Raw genomic sequence first — 22,238 nt, 5'->3', positions numbered from 1 at the left:
TTTACTAAGTAAGTCTGTTATATCATTCAACAACGTAAGATTCATTAATTTCTGCTGGAAGTTCGCTACGTTCTGGATATCTTGTATATTTACCTTTTTTAGTTTTTAAATCAGAATCAACAAATTTAAATTGAGGGTTTTTAGCACCATCTTCAACTATTTGAAGTTTGCAAGATTTTTCATGAATAGAAATTTCATCACCTAATTTACAAATAATTGAAGGGATATCAGCTCTTTTGCCATTTAATAAAACATGACCATGGTTTACTAATTGTCTAGCTGCTCTTCTTGTTGGAGCAAATCCCATTCTAAACACTAAATTATCTAATCTACTTTCTAATACTATGAAAAGGTTTAAAGTAAGAGCACCTTTCATATGTTTAGCAATTTTAAACGTTCTTCTGAATTGTCTATCATTTAGACCATACAAGTACATCATTTTTTGTTTTTCTTGTAGCTGTTCACCATAACCTGATAATTTAATTCTTCTATTACCATGTTGACCTGGTGCATATCTTCTTTTCTTACCACCAGCAAATTCATTTTCGTTTTCTAATAATGAAAAATTATAACGTCTAGACTTCTTAGTAATACTGCCTAAATATCTTGACATATATTACCTCTCAAATCTATACACAGAGTTTAGGTATTCTAAATTAAAAAATATAATATTGATATTTTCAGTATTTCAGCAAAACTTACTAATAAAACATTTTGTTATTATATTTATTTAATAAATACACCTATGCTGACTGTGCTTAATAATTATACAATAAAATTAAAAATTTAAGATACATAATACAAACACATTAAATTTAAATGAAATTCAAAGTGAAAACAACTTATACAATTATCAATAATTTTGTTATTTTTTAATCTCTGCATTTTTTACCATTTGATTTCAATTAACTTTAAATGAATTGAACTTTTCGAATTTAATTTTTTTAATTCAATTTATTATAAAATTAGCAATTATTATACTTTACATTAAATGAAGTAAATTATATATGAATTACAATTTCAAATTGATGGTTTTATAACACCAATATAAGGGTTTGAATTTTATTTAAAAAATAATTATATTAAATCATTTTATATTTTGTCTTTTTTGTTTTATATCAAGAATTGCTTAATGATAAATTTGCAAAGGTATCATTTTTAGCTGAAGTTGTGGGTTCATGTGTATTAACTTTTAATAAAATAAGTTCAACTTCATTTTTAGTAAGTTTTATTTTTAAACTTTTCTTATTTTTTGTTATTCTTTCGCAACTAGAACTTTTAACAATAGGAATAACATTAAAATTCTTACAGAAAGAAATTAAGACATCAGTTACTGAACATTTATGTCTACGTGCAATAGCTTTTAATGTTTTGTTTTCCAAATTTTCTGATAATAATCCAAGAGGTCTTCATCCTTGAATTGAAGCATTGATACTCTTATTGTAATTTAACCTATCTAATCTACAATATGTTGCTGAATGTTCTATTTGATTTATTTCAGGGTATACTCCTGTTTCATTGTATAAAATTTCAATCATATCTCTATCAAAATTTGATACACCTATGTGATGTACCAATCCTAGTTCTTTAGCTTTTATCAATCCAATTCAAGCTTTTACATTTAATTCCATATTTGTATGGGGTCTATGTAATAGTATTGAATCCAAATAATCTACATTTAAATTTTTAATTGATTTTTTAACTTCATTAATTATATTTTTGTCAAATTTATCAACTCATATTTTTGTTTGAATATATGGAATGTTAAAATTGTGTTTCTTTGCATACTTTATAACTTTTCCAATTAATTTTTCATTTTTATAATATGTTGCAGTGTCTATAAAATCATATTTATTTTTTATAGCGCACATAATTGCATTAAAAAGTTCTGTTTCATCTCTCATTTGATATGTTCCAAAACCTATTTTTGAATTTAATATACTTTTATCCATAAAATTATTTCCAATTTATTTATAATAAATATTGTATATTTGTTTAACTATATTTTTAAATAATTATAATTAAAATATTAGGTGTCATATGAGTATTAATTTTTCAAATTTAAGCAAAAATATAAATTTTATTAACTTTTCAAAAATAAGTCGTGGAAACAACAAAGAACTAAAATACATTGTAAAAGATAGCGAAATGAATAGATATTTATTCAAAATAAATTCTATAATCCACCTTGATAACAAGGTTAATGAATTTAGGTTTGCAAAAAGAATTGAGCATTTACCGTTTGAAAAAAGTGAAATTGTAGATTTATGTGTTTTTAATCAAAATAGGTACATATGTTCAATATATAAATGAATAGATGGAAAAATATTAGAAGATCAAATTAAAAATTATCCTTCTAACAAACAATACTCTTTTGGATTTAAAGCTGGTAGATCTTTAAAATTGATTCATGATTTGCCAATTAGAGATGAAGAATTAAAACAAGTTGAAGAACTTCCAGTTAGAAAAATAATAGAATATTATCATCAAAATAAAAGATTTGAAAATGACAATATAATTATTGATTTCATATTAAAGAATAATTCAAAAATTAAAGATGAAAAAATATGTTTCCTTCATGGACACTATTCAATAAAAAATTTCATCATTAAAAATAATGATGAAATCAGCTTAATAGATTACAATCAATGTTATTTTGGTGATTATGTTCAAGATTTTTCAAAAAACGAAATATACAACAGCTACTATAGTGAACAATTTGCACAAGGTATCATAGATGGTTATTTTTATAATAGAAAAATTCCTGATACTTTCTGATTAAAATATGCTTATTATGCTGCATATAATTGCATAACATTATTTTTATGAGCTTCAAAACAAGAGGTTATATCTACAAAAATTAAAATTAAGGAAATGATTCAAAATGTTTTAAATCAATTTAATAATTTTGAATCAATAATTCCAAATTGATATAAAAAGAATGTTTTAAGCAAAGAAAGACAAAAATTCATTAACTCTCCATACACTTTGGAAAAAATATTGGGGACTCCAAAAAAAGAAAATAAAAATGATTCAAAAATAAAATATTTTGATGAAATGTATGATGACAATGATGATGATTTGCTTGATGAAAAAATGATGGATTCATTTAAAGAATTTCTTAAAAATGTTGCAAAAAAATAATTTTCATTATCTATTTAAAAATAAGTGCTCTGCAATTACTGTAGAGCACTTATTTTTAAATATCCATTATTTACTAGAACTTTTCATATCTAATAATCTTTTATCAATTTTTCTTCTATAAGCAAACATCTTTGCTTTTTTGTTTAACATTACTTTTTTAACAGGATTACCATTTGACTCTGGAACTTTATAAAAAGAATAATAATTTCTTTGACCATTTTTTTTTTGTTCTTCATATTGTCTTAATGCAACTTTATTTTTAAAGAAAGAATAAACTTGCTCTTGTTCTTTGTTTTCAATAGTTAAAGCTTGGTTTTCATCATTGTAATCAACATAATCAGTTTGAGGGTTTACTGGAACATTATAATTATCAACATTGTCATTTTCTGTTTGATAATCTATATTTTCTTGATTGTTTTGTTCATCTACAAAAGTTGGATCATGAGGTTGTTCAAGTTGATAACCATTCTCATCATAATAATTTTCTTCAGCAATAGTAAGTTCATTTTGATAATATATTTCATTATTGTTTTCGTTTGGTGATACTTCATTATTAATTTGTTCATTTGTTGATTCACCAAAAGAATCACCAAAATCGGCTCAATTAGCATTTCTATCTTCACTTGGAATAATTATTTCAACATTATCGATGTTATCAACTTCTGGATCTAATTCTATAGGGTTATTATCAACTAAACTAATATCAATAGAATTATCTTTTAGAGAAATTAATGAAGCATTGGGAACATCAAAAGGTAAATTTTGTTGATTTATTTCTTCAAACTCTTTATCACTTGTTGAAGAAAACATAGAAGAAATATTATCTGCTTTTTCTTCTGTTATTTTATGATCAAAGTATCTACTATATTCATATTCACTTGGAATTATTCTTGTAATTTGATCATCCAATATATTTGCATAACCTTTAGTGTTAACTTCTGCTTGTAATTTTTTTAATTCCTCATATGGCAAAGAGACATCAACAACACATTTTTGTTCTCCTGTTGGTTTTCTTAGAACAATTAATCTCTGATATGGTTTTAAATCTTTTGGTGAGATATTGTTATCAACTAATATATAGTCATGTCTCATTCAATTATCATCAACAATTAAATTTTCATCTTGCTTGCTTTTTTTGCTAAAGATTCCCATAAAAACCTCACTGAATGTTAAAAATTCAATATAACATTAAAATTATAACATTTTAACAATGCATAAAAAAGTACCAAAGGTTAATTTGGTGTAATAATAAATTTTAACAAAAAAATAAAAGAACCCAATTAAAGGTTCTTAGTAGATTGAAGTTTAGAATTTTTTATTAGATTTTTTGTGATTAATTCCATATCAAGTAGTTAGAGCTATTAATATAATAGATAATATAAAAAATGTTAATCCTGGTGCAAACATATCTATACTTGCTTTTGTTCATTCATTAGAACTTGTCACATTCGCATTATATATTTTAAGTGTTTCAGCAAAATCTAAATTATTTAATTTAGCTCAAGACATTAATTCAGAATATACAACAAAGTTCTTATGTCCAAGACCTATTAATATTGATCCAGTAATTAATAATGCGATTATTAATACTGATAATAAAACTACAATACCAATAAATTTTTTATCAATATTCATATTTCTGTTTTTGAGATCTAATTTTTTCTTCATACTAAACCTATTAGATTATTTATTATATGATATTAAGAATTTTAACAAATAAATTCATTTTTTGCTATTAATCTTTAAAAAGTAAACTAACTATTTAAAGTCTTTTCTAATTCAAATACTTTTTCTTTTCAGTTTTCGCTTTTGTATAAAATACTACCAACAACCATTAAGTTAGATTTGTTTTTTAGTATTTTTAAATGTTGTTCTCTAATTGAACCATCCACACAAAAAATAAACTGATTCCCATAAAGATTTTTAAATTCATCTATTTTTTTATAAACTCTTTCATCAAACATTTCACCCGTTCTTCCAATGTTAACAACAGACATAAAATTCACAAATTTAATTTCTGATATAAAACTTTTAAGTTCATTTAAATTATCATTTAAATCAATTGTTACACCAACATCATAATTAAATCTTTTTGCTTCATTAATAAAATCAAAGTAATTTTCAACCATTCTTAAATGTGTATGAACAAAACAGTTTTTAACATTAGGAATTGTTTTAATCAAATTAATTGGGTTTGATGACATAATATGAAAATCTATTATTAAATTTTCAATTTTTTTATTTAATAATACATTAGGATTAATCCCAAAAGATGGGGTTACAGTTGCATCCATTAGATCAATATGCAAAGCTTTTATTTCACTATTAATTAATTCATTTAAACCTAAATCAAAATTAAAATTTGGCAATGCTTGCAAACTTGGTGATATTATTTTTATTTCTTTTTTTCCCATACAGTATCCTTTAACGGTAAATTTACAAAAGGTAATTTAATTCTTTTTTGATAATTGTGTGATGCAATCTTTTTTCTAATCGAATTTAAATCAGTATTAACAACATCTACTGAATTGTTTTCAATCTCTGTAATAGTATCAGATATTTTGTTGCTATTAACAAAATGTATAGAAGGATTTATTTCTGAACAATAATATTTAAAATCCTTATAACTACATGGAACAATAATTTTGATTTCTTTATTATCAAGACTTTTTTTAATATTTTTAAAATTTTTAAAAACAGTATCAATTTCAATTGGAAAGTTAAATTCTTTATTTTTCTTGTCAATAACTTTTAATTCATTGGCTACTTTTCTAACTTCTCTTCCCCTACTCGAAAGTTCATATGTTATAAGAAAAATATTTTTTGAAGTAATTAAAACATTATTTAAATAGAAAAAACATATTTTATTAGTTTCAGTATCACTATAAAAAATATCACTCATTAATACATATTTTTCTTTATCACTGAAATTTTTAGAAATATCTTTCTTTATTAAATTAATAGTAAAAAGTGTCTTATTACAATCAATTCAATCATTTTTCTTAATTATTTTAGTTCAAACTATTGCTGATATTAATGCAATTGTACCAACACATATCAAAACAATTATTGTTATTTCTATATTTTTATTTTCAAACATAATTTAACCTTATAAAAAATACTTTTCATAATTGAAAAGTATTTAATTAGAATATTAATTATTTTTTAGAATCATTATTTTCTTGTTCTAATTTTTTTGAATCATCATCATTTTCGTTTGATTGGTTTTTACTTGAATTATCACTAGAAATAACAACTTCATTTAAAGTTGTGTTTAATCTTGATTTCTTTTTATCAATGCTTCATTTAACAATACCATCAATAATTAAAGCAATATAAATTAAAACTGGAACAAGCACAACAAGAACTCTACCAGCAACTCCACCAGCTAAAGCTAATAATCCAGGAATTACCCCTAGTAAGAAGTCAGTATCACCTCATGATAACTCACTACCAGGTGTTCAACCAGCACCAATAAATACTCATGGCACAAAAGTAATAATTAAACCATTTATAAATGCTCCAATACTACATCCTCAAATACCACCTTTAGCATTTCCAAAAACACCACTTGTAGCACCCAAGAAGAAGTGTGGAATCACACCAGGAATTATTACAGATAAACTTGAAACAGAAGCTACACCAATACTTATAGCCATTCCTATAAACCCTGCTGCTAATGAACAAACAAAACCTATTAAAACAGCATTTGGTGCATAAGGGAACACAATTGGACAGTCTAATGATGCTTGTGAATTTTTAATGAATTTAGTTGAGATACCTTTAAATGATGGAACAATTTCACCAATAATCATTCTCACACCAAATAGTAAGATTTCAACACCAGCTGCAAATGTAAATGCATCTAAAAACATTTGAATAACTCAATTAGTTCCAGCATCTTTACTAAATAACGCAGTTAAAGTTGTTTTAATTCCTTGATCTGATATTTCGCTTAATTGTTTAATTCCAGTATTGTACATAATACCTTCTGGAATATAAATAACTAAGAAAATAACTAACATAGTTAATGAAACAGATATGAATGTGTTTCTAAAAAATTGTAATCATTTTGGAAAGTTTATTTTTTCAGTACTTTTTATATTTTGACCTTTTTTTATTTTATAAACTGCTTCCCCAATTCAACTAGCTGTAATATATGATAAAGAACCAGTATGAGCAAGTGAAATATTATTTTGCCCAGTTATTTGTTGAACAAATCTTTTACACGCTGCAGCTGATAACACCATATATGTTGCCATTAAAAAGGCTGATGAAAATAATGCAATTACATAATCTCCAGGGTTATCTAAATTTAAAAAACCTTTATTATTAGAATAAACCATAACTGCTGAAAGCATTATTGACATATAAAATAAAACATGTCCACTTAAGAATACATATTTAAATCTTGAAAAACCAGATAAAATTAGGTTTAAAACAATTGCTAAAACCATCACAATACTTCCAAGTTGTGCAGCATCTTTTGCTATTGTGAAGAATTGAGCTGCAAACGCATCATTATTTGGAATGGTACCAGAGACTTTAAACAAGTCTTGGAATAATGCTTGGAAATTATTCAATGGTGTTTGAATTACTGTAGCACCTGCACTTAATATTAAAAACCCTGCAATTGTTTTAAAGAATGAAGTAATAACTTCAGTAAATTTTTTTCTTAATAAAATTGATCCTAACAGCGAGAAAATACCAACAAGTATTGCTGGAGTTCCAAAAAAGCTTTTAAAAAGACCTAAAAAGAAATCTCCAGCTGATATTTGAGCAGTAGCTTGAGTGGCTGTTTCTGCTGCATTAATAATTAAATTTGCAAAATCCATCTCTATTTAACAACCTTAGAAATTTTTTCTTTTAATTCGTTTGTATCCATTATGTTAACTAAAACTACTTTTTCAGTACCTTCAGCAACCATAACGCTTGGTGCTATATCTTCACCACAAATTACAATGTCATAATTTTCTGGTGAATAAGTATTTAAATTTTCATGTGTAACTTCAAATTCACTAGCAACGCCTAATTCTTCTAAAGCTTGTTTAACATTTAGTTCAACTATTAATGAAGAACCTAATCCTTGACCACAAACTGTGACAATCTTTTTCATTTCTTAATCTCCTAATATAGTTTTTATTTCATTTATAGATTTAACATTACATAATTTTTCAACAATTTCTTGATTACCAAAAATCTTGGCAAACCAAACAATTAAATCCATATGTTTTGTAGCATCTGGTGCTGATAAAGTAACTAAAACTTGAACATCATGTTTTTTATCATTTGAAAAACTAATTGGTTTATCAAAAACTATTAAAGACATAGATGGTTCCAAGCAATAATCACCAGGAGCAGCATGAGCTAATGCTAACTTTGGAGAAACTATAAAATATGGACCATTTTTTTCTATTGATTCAAGTATTGCATCTTTAAGTTCGATAGTAGCCTTCTTATTTTTTTCAAGAAGTTTAACACCTAATTCAATAGCTTGTTTGTAATCCAAACTATCTGCAACAATGAAATCCATTTCTACAAACATATTTTTATCATTCATTATTTTATCTCCTTCGAATATTATATCTTGTATATACACCTTTTTAAAATAAAAAAATATTAATATTTCCTTTTTGAAATTAAAAAATATTAATAAGAAGAAAAAAAGTGTAATTTGTTAAAGTTATCAACAATAACACTACTATTTTTAAAATTAAAAAATATAAAAGAAAAAGAAAAAAGTGTTATTTGCTTGAATTAACAGCAACAACACTTACTCTTTTTTTATTATCTCCAAAAGAAGAATATTTAACAATACCATCTACTTTAGCAAATAAAGTATTATCTTTACCTTCTCCAACATTTTTTCCTGGATGAATTTTATTTCCTCTTTGTCTATATATTATTTGACCAGATTTAGCAAATTCACCATCAGCTTTTTTAGCTCCTAAATATTTAGGGTTAGAGTCTCTACCGTTTTTAGTTGAACCAACCCCTTTTTTAGAAGCAAAAAACTGCAAATTAAATTTAAAATTTAATGGTTTCATAATCGCTCCTTAAATATTTTCATTATGTTCGATAAGAGATACATAATCAGCATAAGAACGTGAAATTTCTTGTAATTGGTTTTTGATTAATCCTAATCCAGCAATTGTTTTAGGATTTAATTTAATTTTTAACTTAACTATTGGAATAGTATTATCGACAACAATATCTAATATATCTTTTTCTTGAAATCAATTGATTGATCCCAAAACAACAGCACTCACGCCTGCACAAACAATGTCTCTATTATGAACATCATAATTAGAATGGTTTCTTACTTGAAAACCATCTTTATAAAAATCAATGTTAATCATTTTAACTATTTAACACTAATACTTGTTACTTCAAGTTTTGTATATGGTTGTCTATGACCTTGTCTTTTTAAATAACGTGAGTATCTTTTATGTTTAATGATTCTTATCTTTTTTTGTTTTCCTTGTTTAATAACTTTACAACTTACAGTTGCATTTTTAACAAATGGAGAACCTACTTTAGAATCAACCATTAGAACTTTATCAAAAGACATAGTTTGTCCTTCTTTAGCATCTAATTTTTCAACATAAATAACATCACCCTTTTTGACTCTGTATTGTTTACTTCCAGTTTCAAAAATTGCAAACATATATTTATATCCTCCTATGTTATACTTAGACTCGCCTCAATTGGTACATACAAAGTATGTTTAAAAAACCTATAAGTGCGGTTGAAGCTGCATAGTTTGATATACAGCATATTAATGATATCATAATTATTAAATATATTAATTTTGTTTTTCATTAATGCAAAATCAATATTTTATATTTACTATCTTATTGAAGTTAATTTATTTTTATGATATTTATTTAAATTTCTAATAATGATATAATAATTTTACTATTCGGAGGAAATATGAAAGGTAAATTTACTGTATTAAAGGGTTTTAACTATTTATTTGTAATAATAGGTTTTTTGTTGATACTTTCTGCAGCTTTTAGTTACGGTGTAGCTTTATGAGCACCATCTAGTTTCCAATCAACTATTCAAGGTGTTCCAATTTTTGGTTCATTATATACTTTCTTTGTTCAAACTCTTCCTAACTCTTTTGGGGATGTGATTGACAAAGCTAAAGATCACCAAACTTTTTATAAATGATCATTTGGTATATCAACAGTATTAGTAGCAATTCCAACTTTATTATTTATTTACTCAAAATTAAATAAAAAAAATAAAGAATAAAATTCTTATCATAATAAAAACTTAAAACATCAAAGTGATAAATTCATTTTGGTGTTTTTTTATATAAATAATTAATAATTAAAATTATATTCTTTAAGAGATGATAAAAAATTATGTTTAAATTAACTTAATTTGAAAAGGTGGTTTTATGGTTATTGATTGTATAAAAATATCTTCTGAAATTGAAGAACAATTAAAAAATGAAATAATTTATTTAAAAGAAAATAAAAAAATAAAACCAAAACTTGTCATCATTAGAGCCAATGATGATTTAGCAAGTGAAAAATACATAAATAACAAAGTTAAAAAAGGCAAAGAAATAGGTGTTGATGTAATAGTTGAAAAATTTGATAAAAAAAATAATAAAGATTTTATAGAAATCATCAAAAAGTATAATAATGACAAAAATACTCATGGTATTCTTGTGCAACTTCCAATATACAAAGAATTGGATGTAAACAATATATATAAATATATATCAAGTTCTAAAGATGTTGATGGGTTATGTTTTGATACTGTTGGTTCTTTTTGATTAAATTCAAAAAACAGTATTGTTGCACCTTGTACAGCAAGAGGTGTTATTAATGTAATTGATAGTGTTAATTATGATTTAACAGGCAAGAATGTAGTTATTATAAATAGAAGCAATATTGTTGGTAAACCATTAATAAATTTATTATTATCAAAAAATGCTACTGTTACAATTTGTCATTCAAAAACTGAAAAATTAAGCAAAATAACAAAAAAAGCAGATGTAATAATAACAGCTGTTGGAAAAAGAAACTTTATTAATAAATCAATGGTTAGCAAAAAAGCCTTTGTTATTGATGTTGGAATAAATGTTGAAAATAAAAAAGTTTATGGTGATGCAAATTTTGATCAACTTAAAAATTATGTAAGTTATATTACTCCTGTTCCAAATGGTATTGGTAAACTAACAGTTATTAATGTTTTTAAAAATTTAATTGATTTAATTAAACAACAAGTAGGTGAATAAAAGTGAAGCAATATTTGAAATTATTGAAAACAGTTTTAAAAAAAGGTGAACTTATAGAAAATAGAACAAATATAAATACAATTTCTTATTTTGGTACTCAAACAAGATATGATATTTCAAAATCATTTCCTTTATTAACAACAAAAAAAGTCTATTTTAAAGCAATTGTTCATGAACTTTTATGGTTTATAAAAGGTGACACAAATATCAAATACCTTGTGGATAATAATGTCAGAATATGAAATGAATGACCATATGAAAAATTTAAAAATTCAAAAGAATATAAAAATGAAACTATTGAAGAATTTGCAAAAAAAATTAAAACAAATGAGGATTTTGCAAAAAAATGAGGAAATCTTGGTCCAGTATATGGAAAACAATGAAGAAATTTTGATGGAGTTGATCAACTTATTAATGCAATTAATGATTTAAAAAATAACCCTAGAAGTAGAAGAATAATAGTGTCTTCATGAAACCCAAAAGAGATAAATAATATGGCATTACCACCATGTCATTGCTTTTATCAATTTTATGTAAATGGTAATAAATTGTCTTGCCAATTATATCAAAGAAGTGCTGATTTATTTCTTGGTGTTCCATTTAACATAGCATCATATGCATTATTAACATATATGGTTGCTCAAGTGACAAACTTAGAACCACATGAATTTATACATACTATAGGCGATGCTCACATTTATGAAAACCATATTGATCAAGTTAAAATTCAGTTAAAAAGAAGACCTAAAAAATTACCAACATTAAAACTTAATCCTAATATTAAAAATATATTAGATTTTAAATTTGATGACATACAACTAATAGATTATCAACCACATGAAAAAATAGAAGCTAAAGTTGCTGTATAAATATAAATAATAAAATGCACATTAATAGAATGTGCATTTTTTAATCTGTATAACTTTAGTATTGTTACTTTAATTTATAAATAAATTTAATCAATTTAAAAAAAGTAGTATTTTCAAATATAAAAATAAATTTAAAAAGTAATTTATATAACAATGAAATTTAAATTACAAAAAACTGCATAATAAAAATCTTTGTTTGACAATTCTCTAATCATTTTTAGAACCTTCATTATTTGTATCTACTTTGTCTAATTTAACAATATTGTCCATATCATTATTTAATTTAGAATCACTAATTTCATTTACTTTATCATTTTCACCTTTATTTTTAAAACCATCTCATATGATTTTAATATTTAATTTTCTTAAAATTTTATTAACTAAATATAAAATATTTCCTAAAACAGATATTGATATTGTTGAAACCAAATATGGTATATAGTTTCCTTTTTCTGGATTATCTCCTATAGAAATATTAATTTGTGACATTGTATTTTCGCTACTTGATCCAGGTAATTCAATTTTAGTTCAAGGAACTTTACTTTCTGTAACCTTAATTACTTGAGTATCCATTAACGGACCTTGTGTTTTAATTAAATTGTTTTCAATACCTATAGGTATATTTGAGTTGTTAAATCCATATGACATCATAAAAGATGAAACAAAAAATAATATAAATACAAAAAAATATACATATAATTTTCATTTAACAACTTTATTATCTTTAATCATTAAAATAACTTCAGCAACCAAACTTAAACAAGTTGCAAAACCAAAAAAAGAAGCAACAAATGCAATATAAACAGCATTTTTATTTGTAAACAACCAATGATTGAAATCATAATAGTTTTGTCTATTAATAATTATATTTCCATTGTTAGTATTAGGATTTAAAACAACAGCATTCCAAGATTGATTACAATTAATTAAATAAATTATAGAAGATGTTAAACCAAGACAAACAAACATGGTTATAAATAACAAAGTAAAATATTTTATATATTTTAAATAAATTGGTAGAAACTTTTTTATAGCATCAAAAATTTGACTAGATTTTATTTCTATTTTTTCCATATAATCCCAAGTTAACATTTATAATAATCATCATATATTTTTTATATATTGTAAACAGAATATTTTCAAAAAATGGTTTCAATTGATTCAAATATTTTAAAATGTATTTATTTTCTAATTTAAAAAATAATGTTACTTTTTTTAATAAAATACAATTTTAAGAAAACATTTAATTCAAACTATAAAAAACACATATTCAAAAATCAATAATAAAAGTAGAATAAAGAAAACAATTGAAACTCTATATAAAATAGAAATTCTATAACAATAATTTCAAATGGTTTTAATCTATATATTACTAAAACATTCTTTTTATAGTTTTATCTTCTTTTTATAGTTTTATCTTCAACAATGATAAATGAATCGCTACACAAAAAATTAGTATGTTCAAAAATGTGTGTCCTAATGCAGAATCAATTATCATAACCACAAATCAATTAATTAAAAACAATTATGACTATGATTATGTTCTAGCTGGAAATTGCATAGATAACTTCAGGATGGATAGCAAAGAATTACCAAGTGATTCAATGGTAATATTACTAATAATATGTAATTATCTATTTGATAAAATATATGAAAAACAAAAAGATGAATATGACACCATAATAGAAAAAATAAAATGATAACTTATTTTATTAAGTTATCATCGATTTCTATTTCATTTCCATTTTCAATAATAGATTTTAATCATCAACCAGATTTTTTTATTGTTCTTTTTTGTGTTATTAAGTCAAGTTCAACTAATCCATATCTATTCTTATATGAGTTAGCTCAACTTCAACAATCAATAAATGTTCACAGATGGTAACCAAAGCAATTTGATCCGTTTTCTATTGCTTTATTTAATCAATATAAGTGTTCTTTAATAAAGTCTATACGATAATCATCATTTATCATTGAATCATTTTTATATTTAATTTCTCCTTCAACGCCCATTCCATTTTCAGAAATAAATCAAGGTATGTTTCCATATTCATTTTTTATTAGCATCCCTATGTCATAAATAGTTTTAGGATATATTTCTCAACCTCTATAAGGATTAACTCTTTTATTTTTTCAATCAAAATATTCAAATCAATATTCTGGCATTAAATACTTACATAAGTATTTACTCTCTCTTTTTTGAACTCTAGCTGGTTGATAATAATTTACTCCCAAAAAGTCAATTCTATTATTTTTAATTATATTAATGTCATTAATTTTATATTTTGGTAATAAATCATGTTCTTTTAAAAGTTCAATAATTTTTTTTGGAAATCCTTTACCAACAACTGGATCTAAAAAAACTTTATTAAAAAACATATCTCTTATTTCAGCGGATTCTTTATCTTCTTTTGTGAATGTTTTTCCATCTTTTGGATATGTTGGAGTAAGGTTTAAAATAATACATATTTTTTTATTTTTATCATTTTTAAAAATTTTTCTAAAACTTTCAACTGCTTTTGAATGAGCTAATATAGTTCCATATGCTGCTTGTATAGCTCTTTTAAAATCAACAATCTTTGGATAATATCATTGATATAAATAACATGCTTCTATAGGAACAACAGGTTCATTAAATGTACATCAATAATCTACAATATCGCCAAAAATTTCAAAACACAATTCAGCATATTCTTTATATTTTTCAATAACATATTCATTTTCAAAACCACCTATATCTTGAAAAATTTTTGGCATATCAAAATGAAATAAATTTACAATAGTTATAATATTTTTACTTTTTAATTTTGAAAAATAATCTCTATAAAATTTTACTGCATCATCATCTACTTCATTTGTATGCAAATTTTTAATTAATCTTGTTCATTGTATAGATGTTCTAAAACTATTTAATTTTAAATTACTCATCATTTCTACATCTTCTTTATATTGATAATAAACATTAGATGCTGTATAAGGTCCAATAAAATTATGAAAATCATTAGGAGAAGTTCTGTATCATTCCTCCATAATATTAATATTTTGTTTATTAAAAGAACCTTCACTTTGTGGTCCACTTGTAGCTGTTCCTCATCAAAAATTTTTACTAAACTTAATTTTCATATTTACATCCTTAATTTTTAAAAATGTATCTACATTATTTTTAACATTATTTTTTTCTTTTATTCAAAATGCTTTTTTTAGAAACAAGATTAGAATTTTATAGTTTAAAAATCAACCATATCTTTAAAATTATTTGATTTAACACATTAATTTTTTATAAACAAATTTTTATAAACAAAAAAAATATATCAATCAAAAAAACCATTATAAAGTTCTATAACATTAAATGAATTTAAACATAGTTAAATTGAACTTTTTATTTAAATAATTAAAGGTAACCAAAATCTACTTTTTAAATATAATTTAAATAATAGAAATAATAAGGAATAAAAATGAAAATATTATATGTTGATGGTGGAGGAACAAAAACCGCTGTTTATCTAGTTGAAAATAACAAGATTATAAAAAAAGAGCTATATAATCAATCAAATGTAAATACCAATTATGATGAATCAATAAAAACAATTTATAAAATCATAGAAGATCATAAAAATAATTTTGATAAGGCTATGTTTGGGTTGGCTGGTTCTGAATATGTTAAAGACAAAATAGATATTATATTAAAAGACTTAAAAACAAAAACAAATAGAGAAATTGAAATTTTTAACGATGTAGAAATGTTTGCTATTTTATGTTCTAGAAAATTTAATATAGATTTTACTTTATTAAATTTAGGTACTGGAACAGCTTGTGTTAATTTTAAAAACAATTCTTTTAAATCACTTTTAGGTTGGGGGAGAGTTGTTGGAGATATAGGAAGTGGTTATTATATAGGGATAAATTTTTTAAAATTTTTAACCATGTGTGAAGATACAGAAAATCATGTAGATATTTACAAAAAGTTTTTGCAAGACTTTGAACTTAAAAGTATAAGAGATTATATTTCATTAATAAATGATGTAAAAAATGTAACTAAGGTTACAAATTGAATTTCTAAACAAGATGATAATACAATAGATAATTTTATTATTCCTTGTATTAAAGAAGTGTTGGATTATATTTCTTTTTTAAAAACTGAAAATTTTATTTTCACAGGTTCTGTTTTATTAAAAAACAATCATGTTAAAGAATTTTTAGATAAGTATCTTCCCAACAGTTCAAAAAGGTTTATTGATTTTGAACATTTAATCCAATATTAAACTTAAATTATATTTAATAACTTATATAAAGTTATTAAATATAATTGCTCGATTGACATGTGAAGTGCAACACTCAAAAAAGAGTGTGCACTTCATTTGTTTTGTTTGTAAGTGTTCACTAATAAAAAGATAATGAATATTAGGAGTGCTTATGAAAACTTATAAACATTTAACAAAAGAAGAAAGATGCTTAATTTATTTTCTTTGAAATAAAGAAAAATATTCTATGAATAAGATTGCAAAAATCTTAAATAAAAACAAATCAACAATATCAAGAGAATTAAAAAGAAACACATCTTCAACAGGGATTTATTATTCATCAACTGCTCACAAAAAATACATTAGAAGAAAATCAAATTGTCATATGTTTTTTATGTTGAAGTACAAAAACTTCACAGATCTTTTTATTCAAAAATTTAATCCTAAATCTCATGGTGTAGAAGCTACAATTTTTTGAATAAAAGAAAACTATCCGTTAGTTAAAGTTCCAAGTGCTAGGCAAGTATTTAGATGAATCAATAGCAAGATTTGAAAGATACAAAGAAGAGATTGTTTAAGAAGAAAATATGTTAAAGGAAAAAGAAGAAAAATAGGTATATTTTCTAAAATTGATGGAAAATACTGCATTCCTTATAGTCTAAGACCAGAAAAGATAAACAATAGAAAAGAATTTGGACATTGAGAAGCTGATCTAATAGTTAGTAAAAGGCAAAGTGGTTATTACCACTTATTGACATTAGTGGAAAGAAAAACAAGGTTGGCAATTATTAGAAAAATAAAAGGGAAGAACGCTAGATCAATGATGGCTAAAATGTATACAATTATTCGAGATGAAAAACTCCCAATAAAAAGCATCACTGTTGATAATGGGTTAGAGTTTCAAATGATGGGAATAACTGCAAAACAATTCAACTTTAAAGTTTATTATTGCCAACCTTATTCTTCATTCCAAAGAGGGTCCAACGAGAACATAAATGGGATAGTTAGAAGATGATATAAAAAAGGAACTGACTTCAGTTTAGTAAGTGAAGATAAAATAAAAACTCTTGAATGAAAAGTAAACAACATCCCAAGAAAAATGTTTGGTTATAAAACAGCTTACCAAATGTATCAAGAAAATATTTAAAACAAAAAAACTCTCAACTTATATTTCAAAGTCGAGAGTTTAATGTAACATTGAAGTGTTGCACTTCACATGTCAGTTAGGGAATTATATTTAATAACTTATATAAAGTTATTAAATATAATTTAACAAACAAAAAAATCACCTGATAATTGGTGATTTTTTGTTGTTGTTGAGTTTTTATTAAAGTTATTTTTTTAAAATATAAACTTTTTTGTAATTCAATTTTTAAACAATTACTTTTCATCTAATTTCTTATGTAAATCTATCATCTCTTCAGCCATTAATATCAATGTTTGTGTAGATAATAGTTGATCTTCAGCGTGCATTAATATTAGTGGTACATTTATTGTTTCTCCTGATGCTTCTTTTTGAATTAAATCAAAATGTTGTTCACTTGCTTTATTAATGTTTTCATTTGCTTTCTTTATATTTTCTTTTGCTTCTTCAAATTTCTTGTCCTTAGCAGCATAAATTGCTAACATAGCAAACGATTTTGCTTCTCCTGTAAAAGTTATAATTTGAAATGCAACTTCTGCTAATTTTTCATATGTAAAACTCATATTATATTTACCTCATTTTAAAATCTCATTTATCTATTTCTTTACTTAAATCATTTTTTAATTTTTCAATATCAAAAGTTAAATTTTCACCATTTGAATTAATAACTTGTTTGTATCAAACATAACTAAGTTTTGGAGTTCTTGTTTTGTTTTTAGAATTAAAATCTACAGATATTAAACCATAATCTTTTCTATATCCCCCTGAAGGTGAAAATATATCACAATAAGTTCATAAAGAATAACCAATAAAATTAATTCCTTCTTTTTTAGAAATTAAAACTTGCTCAATATGTTCTTTTAAATAATTAATTCTATAATCATCAATAATCATCTCTTTTGATTTATCATCAAAAGCACCCATTCCATTTTCAACTATCATTAGTGGAACATTATTATAACGTTCAGCAATTTTTCTTGCTCCTACAGTAAGTTGTGAACTATCAATAATCCATTTTCAGTCAGTATATCTAACACCATTTGATGGGTAAACTAACTTAAACTTATCTACAAAAAATGACTCTGATGGTTTCTTTAATAATGATGGGTCAATTTTCTTATTTGGATCTGATATGTAACATGGTCTATAGTAGTTTCATCCTATGAAATCTAAAGTGTATTTTTTTAAAAAATCTAGTTCAGAATCTTTTATAACAAATTTCAAATTATTTTCTTTAATTCATTGATAAAATTCATCTGGGTATTTTCCCAACATGTTTGGGTCTAATCAAAAATTTAAAAATCATTTGTTATAATATTCAATTGCTTGAATATCATTATTATCATTTTTATCATATGGAATTGGCGGGCTTCAATCATGCACTATTCCTAATAAAGCATCATTTTTAATATAGCCTTTTTCTTTTGCTAAAATGAATTCTTTTTTAACAGCAGCTGTTGCAAGATTTAAATAATGAATCGATTTAACAAATGCATTTTTATCTTTTCTTTGTGGTGGTAAATAGTCATCTAAATATCCAAGTAATGTAAATGTGGAATTTTCATCATTAACAAATCATAAATCTGTATATTTACCCAAATGTTCAAAAACAACTTTTGCATAATTTCTAAATCAATCAATAATTTTTGGATTTTCTCATCCACCCTGAATTTGTGCTCATAATGGTGTATCTCAATGAAAAAGTATAGGTATTGGTTTTATATTGTTTTTTACCATTTCTTCAAACATATCAATATGTCATTTCAAACCTTCTTCATTTATGTACTCAGAATTTTTGGGAAATATTCTATTTCAGTCCATATTATAAACAAAACCATTTATGCCAGCATTATTCATTATTTTTGCATCAGTTTTATATTTATGATAAAAATCAGCTGCATTTTCTATAGAATTAATTTCTCTTTCTGCTTTACCAACTGCTGGTATATAATAATTTCTTTTTGTAAATTCATCCCAAATAGAATCAGTTCTACCACCAAGATTTCTTCCTCCCTCTATTTGAAAAGCACATGATGATACTGATCATATAAATTTTTTATTCATACATAACCTCCAAATTAAAATAAAGTTAAATTTAAAAAATAAAAAAATTAAGGCAAACCTTAATTTAAAAATATTATTATTTTTTAATGTTGTCCATTGCTAATTTTAAACATTGTTCACCATCAGCTAATGCATATATTTGTGGTGGAATAACAACAATTGGAACATCACCAGCTTCACTTTTAAACTGAGACTCCATAAATCTTACTTGTGGTCCTAATAAACAAATGTCATAATTTTTAATAACTTGTCTTGCTGTTTCAGAACCTTGCGCAATAATTTCACATTCAATTCCAATATTAGCAGCATGATCTTTCATTGCTTTTTCTAACAATGATGTAGACATACCTGCTGAACATGCTAATAAAATTTTTATCATATAAATCTCCTTATTTAATAATATAAATCAAAATACCTGCGATTATAAAACAAATTCCTAATATTATTCCAATTAATATAAATCATTTAAAGTAGTTGAAAACATTCCAATTTTTATGAAATATAAAAAGCATAATATTTCTAAAAAACCAAAACAAAAATGGCAAAAATATAAATATAATTCCAACTGATAAAAAAGCTATTAATAAAGTCATAACTATTCTATATAATTTTGATTTACAAAATCAATTCAACTATCCTTTAATATAAATAAACTATTTTTATAATCAACTAATTTGTTTTGAATTCCTTTGATTTTTTTAGTATTTTTTTCAATATAGTTTTTAGCATTTCTATATTTATATAACTGTTCATTATCTAATCTTTTTTTACCCATATATTTTTTTAATATTTCATTAGCTTCTATAAATTTTGGGTCTTGATAACATTCATTAATTTTTTTATCTAAATTATCAATCTTTAAATTTATCTTATTAATTTTATTTGAATCTAAAGTTAACATGTTTTTTCATTTTCTATAACTTTTTCTAAAGTTTACACGATATCAAGATGTATCAATCATCCCTTGTATTCCAGATATAGTATTCTTTTTTAAAACTGATTCAGAATATTTAATGATTACTTTGTTACCTTTTTGTTTAAATAAAAATTCAGTTCAATAATAATCATCATTATTTTTTCATCTTATGATAATGCATTTACCAAAAGAGAAAAAATCAACCTTATAATTTATTGTAATTTGGTTATTATTATCATTTTTACTACTAAAAGAAAATTCTAAGTCCTTAATAAAAACCTTGTTTAAATTATATGCTTGATGTAAAGCAACAAGTATTTTTTTAAAGATATTGTTGATATCTCCTTCAACAACTATTTTTTTTGATAAATTATAATTTCTGTTTATTTCATCCATTACAGAATTATAATATCCATCATTATTTTTTATTGTTTCTCAATTTCTTATTTTTTTAATTGTCATATTAATTTAAACTTCAATAAATTTGATCTTTTTATTAGGTTTTATATATTTAAATAATTCAATATCGTTTTTGTTTATTTTTCCTAAATAATTTTTTCTACTATCATATGGCATTTGTTTCATAACTATTTGCACTTCACCATTATATCTACCAAACTCTTTATTTAAAACTAAAACATCACCAATTTCAAAATATTTTTTGTTTATAGGTTTTGGTTCAATTGGATTATTTGAAAACTTAATTCTTGGAGCTGTACATCTTATCATATATGGTGAATAATCTTGTCTTACTTGTGTACCCACTTTTTTACCCATATAATCAACATCAGCATCAAATAATGTTCTTTTTTCAAGTTCAGTTATATCTTTTTCCAAACTAATGTGAAAATTAAATCCAACATGCGATAGCTTGCTAAGTTCTAACATTTCCAATTCAGTTGCCGGTTGATTTGAAATTATTATATCATCAACATAATCTGTAGCAATTAGGTCCTTTGCTTGATCAACAAGAGAAATATTTCTATGATCTTCAATTGTTGGCAACCCTTCTTTCAATGGTCAAGGACCAATAGCATTTAAGTTTTGTGATGATACAAAAGCTGCAACTTTAATGTTTTTTGATTTATAGTACAAACATTTTTCTTCAAATAATTTTCTATCTAATCCTGTAAATCTTTGAGGGTAAAAATTATGACAGCTAATTACATTTTTTAAATCACCGTTATATTTAATTATATTTTCTAAAAGCCCTGTTGTTGATGATGCATTAATTTCTAGTTTTAAGCCATATTTATTTTTTGTAAATTCTGCTTCAAATTGACCATCATATTCCTCATCCATTCTTATTCCAGAAGCACCTAAGTTGACAAAAAATAATAATGGATCAGATGTTTGTTTTTTTATAGTCTCAAAAACACTAGGATTAACATCAAAGATAATTTCAAAATTTTTAGATTTTGCATAATTACAAACTTTTTTAAAATTATTCATTTCACTTTCGTTTTCAATCTCTAAAAAATTTGTAAAAATTCTACTAAACCCATACTTATAAGCAAGATCAATGTAATTAATACATTGATCAACACTTATTAAATTTGGGTATATTGATATACCAAGTCTTGCCACAAAAACCCCTTATATT

26 protein-coding genes and 1 other annotated feature are annotated in these 22,238 nt (G+C 23.8%); of the genes, 7 read left to right on the top strand and 19 right to left on the bottom strand.

Annotation, left to right across the window (positions count from 1 at the left end; all coding sequences use genetic code 4):
* Positions 1-4 precede the first annotated feature (4 nt).
* Complete coding sequence (rpsD, locus tag EXC57_RS01935) at positions 5-613, bottom strand: 30S ribosomal protein S4 (RefSeq protein ID WP_004024977.1); 609 nt, start codon at positions 611-613, stop codon at positions 5-7.
* A 469-nt stretch (positions 614-1,082) separates the two neighbouring features.
* Entirely contained in the window at positions 1,083-1,952 is an 870-nt protein-coding gene (locus EXC57_RS01930; RefSeq protein WP_051790267.1) for an aldo/keto reductase family protein, read from the bottom strand.
* Positions 1,953-2,040: 88 nt separating this feature from the next.
* On the opposite strand from EXC57_RS01930, the gene EXC57_RS01925 reads away from it, so the two are divergent.
* Positions 2,041-3,144, top strand: a complete 1,104-nt coding sequence (locus tag EXC57_RS01925; RefSeq protein ID WP_004024975.1) for an aminoglycoside phosphotransferase family protein — start codon at positions 2,041-2,043, stop codon at positions 3,142-3,144.
* Positions 3,145-3,210: 66 nt separating this feature from the next.
* Here EXC57_RS01925 and EXC57_RS01920 read toward each other — a convergent pair whose 3' ends face one another.
* The 10 genes from EXC57_RS01920 to rplU all read right to left on the bottom strand — a co-directional run bounded on the left by EXC57_RS01920 (position 3,211) and on the right by rplU (position 9,811).
* Entirely contained in the window at positions 3,211-4,296 is a 1,086-nt protein-coding gene (locus tag EXC57_RS01920) for a hypothetical protein (protein ID WP_129692552.1), read from the bottom strand.
* Positions 4,297-4,449: 153 nt separating this feature from the next.
* A complete protein-coding gene (locus tag EXC57_RS01915; protein WP_004024973.1) occupies positions 4,450-4,812 on the bottom strand; it encodes a hypothetical protein in 363 nt (120 codons plus the stop codon).
* Positions 4,813-4,898: 86 nt separating this feature from the next.
* Complete coding sequence (locus EXC57_RS01910) at positions 4,899-5,558, bottom strand: beta/alpha barrel domain-containing protein (protein ID WP_004024972.1); 660 nt, start codon at positions 5,556-5,558, stop codon at positions 4,899-4,901.
* Complete coding sequence (locus EXC57_RS01905) at positions 5,540-6,244, bottom strand: hypothetical protein (protein WP_004024971.1); 705 nt, start codon at positions 6,242-6,244, stop codon at positions 5,540-5,542. Before EXC57_RS01905 ends, EXC57_RS01910 begins: the two co-directional genes overlap by 19 nt.
* A gap of 58 nt (positions 6,245-6,302) precedes the next feature.
* Positions 6,303-7,979: a PTS ascorbate transporter subunit IIC gene (locus tag EXC57_RS01900; RefSeq protein WP_129692551.1), complete on the bottom strand. Its 1,677-nt coding sequence runs from the start codon at positions 7,977-7,979 to the stop codon at positions 6,303-6,305.
* 2 nt (positions 7,980-7,981) lie between these two features.
* Complete coding sequence (locus tag EXC57_RS01895) at positions 7,982-8,260, bottom strand: PTS sugar transporter subunit IIB (RefSeq protein WP_004024959.1); 279 nt, start codon at positions 8,258-8,260, stop codon at positions 7,982-7,984.
* 3 nt (positions 8,261-8,263) lie between these two features.
* Positions 8,264-8,704: a PTS sugar transporter subunit IIA gene (locus tag EXC57_RS01890; RefSeq protein WP_004024960.1), complete on the bottom strand. Its 441-nt coding sequence runs from the start codon at positions 8,702-8,704 to the stop codon at positions 8,264-8,266.
* 184 nt (positions 8,705-8,888) lie between these two features.
* Complete coding sequence (gene rpmA, locus EXC57_RS01885) at positions 8,889-9,191, bottom strand: 50S ribosomal protein L27 (RefSeq protein WP_004024961.1); 303 nt, start codon at positions 9,189-9,191, stop codon at positions 8,889-8,891.
* Positions 9,192-9,200: 9 nt separating this feature from the next.
* Positions 9,201-9,503, bottom strand: a complete 303-nt coding sequence (locus EXC57_RS01880; RefSeq protein ID WP_004024962.1) for a ribosomal-processing cysteine protease Prp — start codon at positions 9,501-9,503, stop codon at positions 9,201-9,203.
* Positions 9,504-9,508: 5 nt separating this feature from the next.
* Positions 9,509-9,811: a 50S ribosomal protein L21 gene (gene rplU / locus EXC57_RS01875; protein ID WP_004024963.1), complete on the bottom strand. Its 303-nt coding sequence runs from the start codon at positions 9,809-9,811 to the stop codon at positions 9,509-9,511.
* A gap of 17 nt (positions 9,812-9,828) precedes the next feature.
* Positions 9,829-9,904: a sequence feature (ribosomal protein L21 leader region), on the bottom strand.
* A gap of 173 nt (positions 9,905-10,077) precedes the next feature.
* On the opposite strand from rplU, the gene EXC57_RS01870 reads away from it, so the two are divergent.
* The 3 genes from EXC57_RS01870 (at position 10,078) to EXC57_RS01860 (ending at position 12,270) form a co-directional block, all read left to right on the top strand.
* The gene (locus EXC57_RS01870; RefSeq protein WP_004024964.1) at positions 10,078-10,404 is read left to right on the top strand and encodes a hypothetical protein; all 327 of its coding nucleotides are present in this window, start codon (positions 10,078-10,080) and stop codon (positions 10,402-10,404) included.
* A 148-nt stretch (positions 10,405-10,552) separates the two neighbouring features.
* Positions 10,553-11,401 carry a bifunctional 5,10-methylenetetrahydrofolate dehydrogenase/5,10-methenyltetrahydrofolate cyclohydrolase gene (locus EXC57_RS01865; RefSeq protein WP_004024965.1) on the top strand — a complete coding sequence of 283 codons (849 nt, stop codon included), beginning with the start codon at positions 10,553-10,555 and terminating at the stop codon, positions 11,399-11,401.
* A 2-nt stretch (positions 11,402-11,403) separates the two neighbouring features.
* A complete protein-coding gene (locus tag EXC57_RS01860; protein WP_004024966.1) occupies positions 11,404-12,270 on the top strand; it encodes a thymidylate synthase in 867 nt (288 codons plus the stop codon).
* A gap of 207 nt (positions 12,271-12,477) precedes the next feature.
* Here EXC57_RS01860 and EXC57_RS01855 read toward each other — a convergent pair whose 3' ends face one another.
* On the bottom strand, positions 12,478-13,344 hold the full coding sequence (locus EXC57_RS01855) for a hypothetical protein (protein WP_004024967.1): 867 nt from the start codon (positions 13,342-13,344) through the stop codon (positions 12,478-12,480).
* Positions 13,345-13,727: 383 nt separating this feature from the next.
* Between EXC57_RS01855 and EXC57_RS01850 the strand changes: the two genes are divergently transcribed.
* Positions 13,728-13,973, top strand: a complete 246-nt coding sequence (locus EXC57_RS01850) for a hypothetical protein (RefSeq protein ID WP_004024968.1) — start codon at positions 13,728-13,730, stop codon at positions 13,971-13,973.
* A gap of 1 nt (position 13,974) precedes the next feature.
* Here the strand turns inward: EXC57_RS01850 and EXC57_RS01845 are convergent, their stop codons facing one another.
* Complete coding sequence (locus tag EXC57_RS01845; protein WP_040538239.1) at positions 13,975-15,393, bottom strand: glycoside hydrolase family 1 protein; 1,419 nt, start codon at positions 15,391-15,393, stop codon at positions 13,975-13,977.
* 332 nt (positions 15,394-15,725) lie between these two features.
* Here EXC57_RS01845 and EXC57_RS01840 point away from each other — a divergent pair, with 332 nt between their 5' ends.
* Both EXC57_RS01840 and EXC57_RS01835 read left to right on the top strand, forming a co-directional pair.
* Positions 15,726-16,532 carry a BadF/BadG/BcrA/BcrD ATPase family protein gene (locus EXC57_RS01840; protein ID WP_004024970.1) on the top strand — a complete coding sequence of 269 codons (807 nt, stop codon included), beginning with the start codon at positions 15,726-15,728 and terminating at the stop codon, positions 16,530-16,532.
* Positions 16,533-16,683: 151 nt separating this feature from the next.
* The gene (locus tag EXC57_RS01835) at positions 16,684-17,658 is read left to right on the top strand and encodes an IS30 family transposase (protein WP_129692495.1); all 975 of its coding nucleotides are present in this window, start codon (positions 16,684-16,686) and stop codon (positions 17,656-17,658) included.
* A 233-nt stretch (positions 17,659-17,891) separates the two neighbouring features.
* Here the strand turns inward: EXC57_RS01835 and EXC57_RS01830 are convergent, their stop codons facing one another.
* From EXC57_RS01830 to EXC57_RS01810, 5 genes are all read right to left on the bottom strand, one after another.
* Positions 17,892-18,218, bottom strand: coding sequence for a PTS lactose/cellobiose transporter subunit IIA (locus EXC57_RS01830; RefSeq protein ID WP_004024586.1), 327 nt, complete (start codon positions 18,216-18,218; stop codon positions 17,892-17,894).
* A 7-nt stretch (positions 18,219-18,225) separates the two neighbouring features.
* Positions 18,226-19,719: a glycoside hydrolase family 1 protein gene (locus tag EXC57_RS01825; protein WP_004024587.1), complete on the bottom strand. Its 1,494-nt coding sequence runs from the start codon at positions 19,717-19,719 to the stop codon at positions 18,226-18,228.
* 76 nt (positions 19,720-19,795) lie between these two features.
* Positions 19,796-20,098 carry a PTS sugar transporter subunit IIB gene (locus EXC57_RS01820; protein ID WP_004024588.1) on the bottom strand — a complete coding sequence of 101 codons (303 nt, stop codon included), beginning with the start codon at positions 20,096-20,098 and terminating at the stop codon, positions 19,796-19,798.
* 216 nt (positions 20,099-20,314) lie between these two features.
* Positions 20,315-21,097 carry a hypothetical protein gene (locus tag EXC57_RS01815; protein ID WP_004024589.1) on the bottom strand — a complete coding sequence of 261 codons (783 nt, stop codon included), beginning with the start codon at positions 21,095-21,097 and terminating at the stop codon, positions 20,315-20,317.
* A 6-nt stretch (positions 21,098-21,103) separates the two neighbouring features.
* Positions 21,104-22,222 (bottom strand): DUF871 domain-containing protein, encoded by a 1,119-nt coding sequence (locus tag EXC57_RS01810; protein WP_004024590.1) that lies wholly within the window; start codon positions 22,220-22,222, stop codon positions 21,104-21,106.
* Positions 22,223-22,238 lie beyond the last annotated feature (16 nt).

Origin of the sequence: Malacoplasma iowae (assembly GCF_900660615.1) — a bacterium.
GTDB lineage: Bacteria > Bacillota_I > Bacilli_A > Mycoplasmatales > Mycoplasmoidaceae > Malacoplasma > Malacoplasma iowae.
The sequence above is the reverse complement of the archived record's forward strand: the minus strand, read 5'-3'. Positions and strand labels throughout refer to the sequence as shown.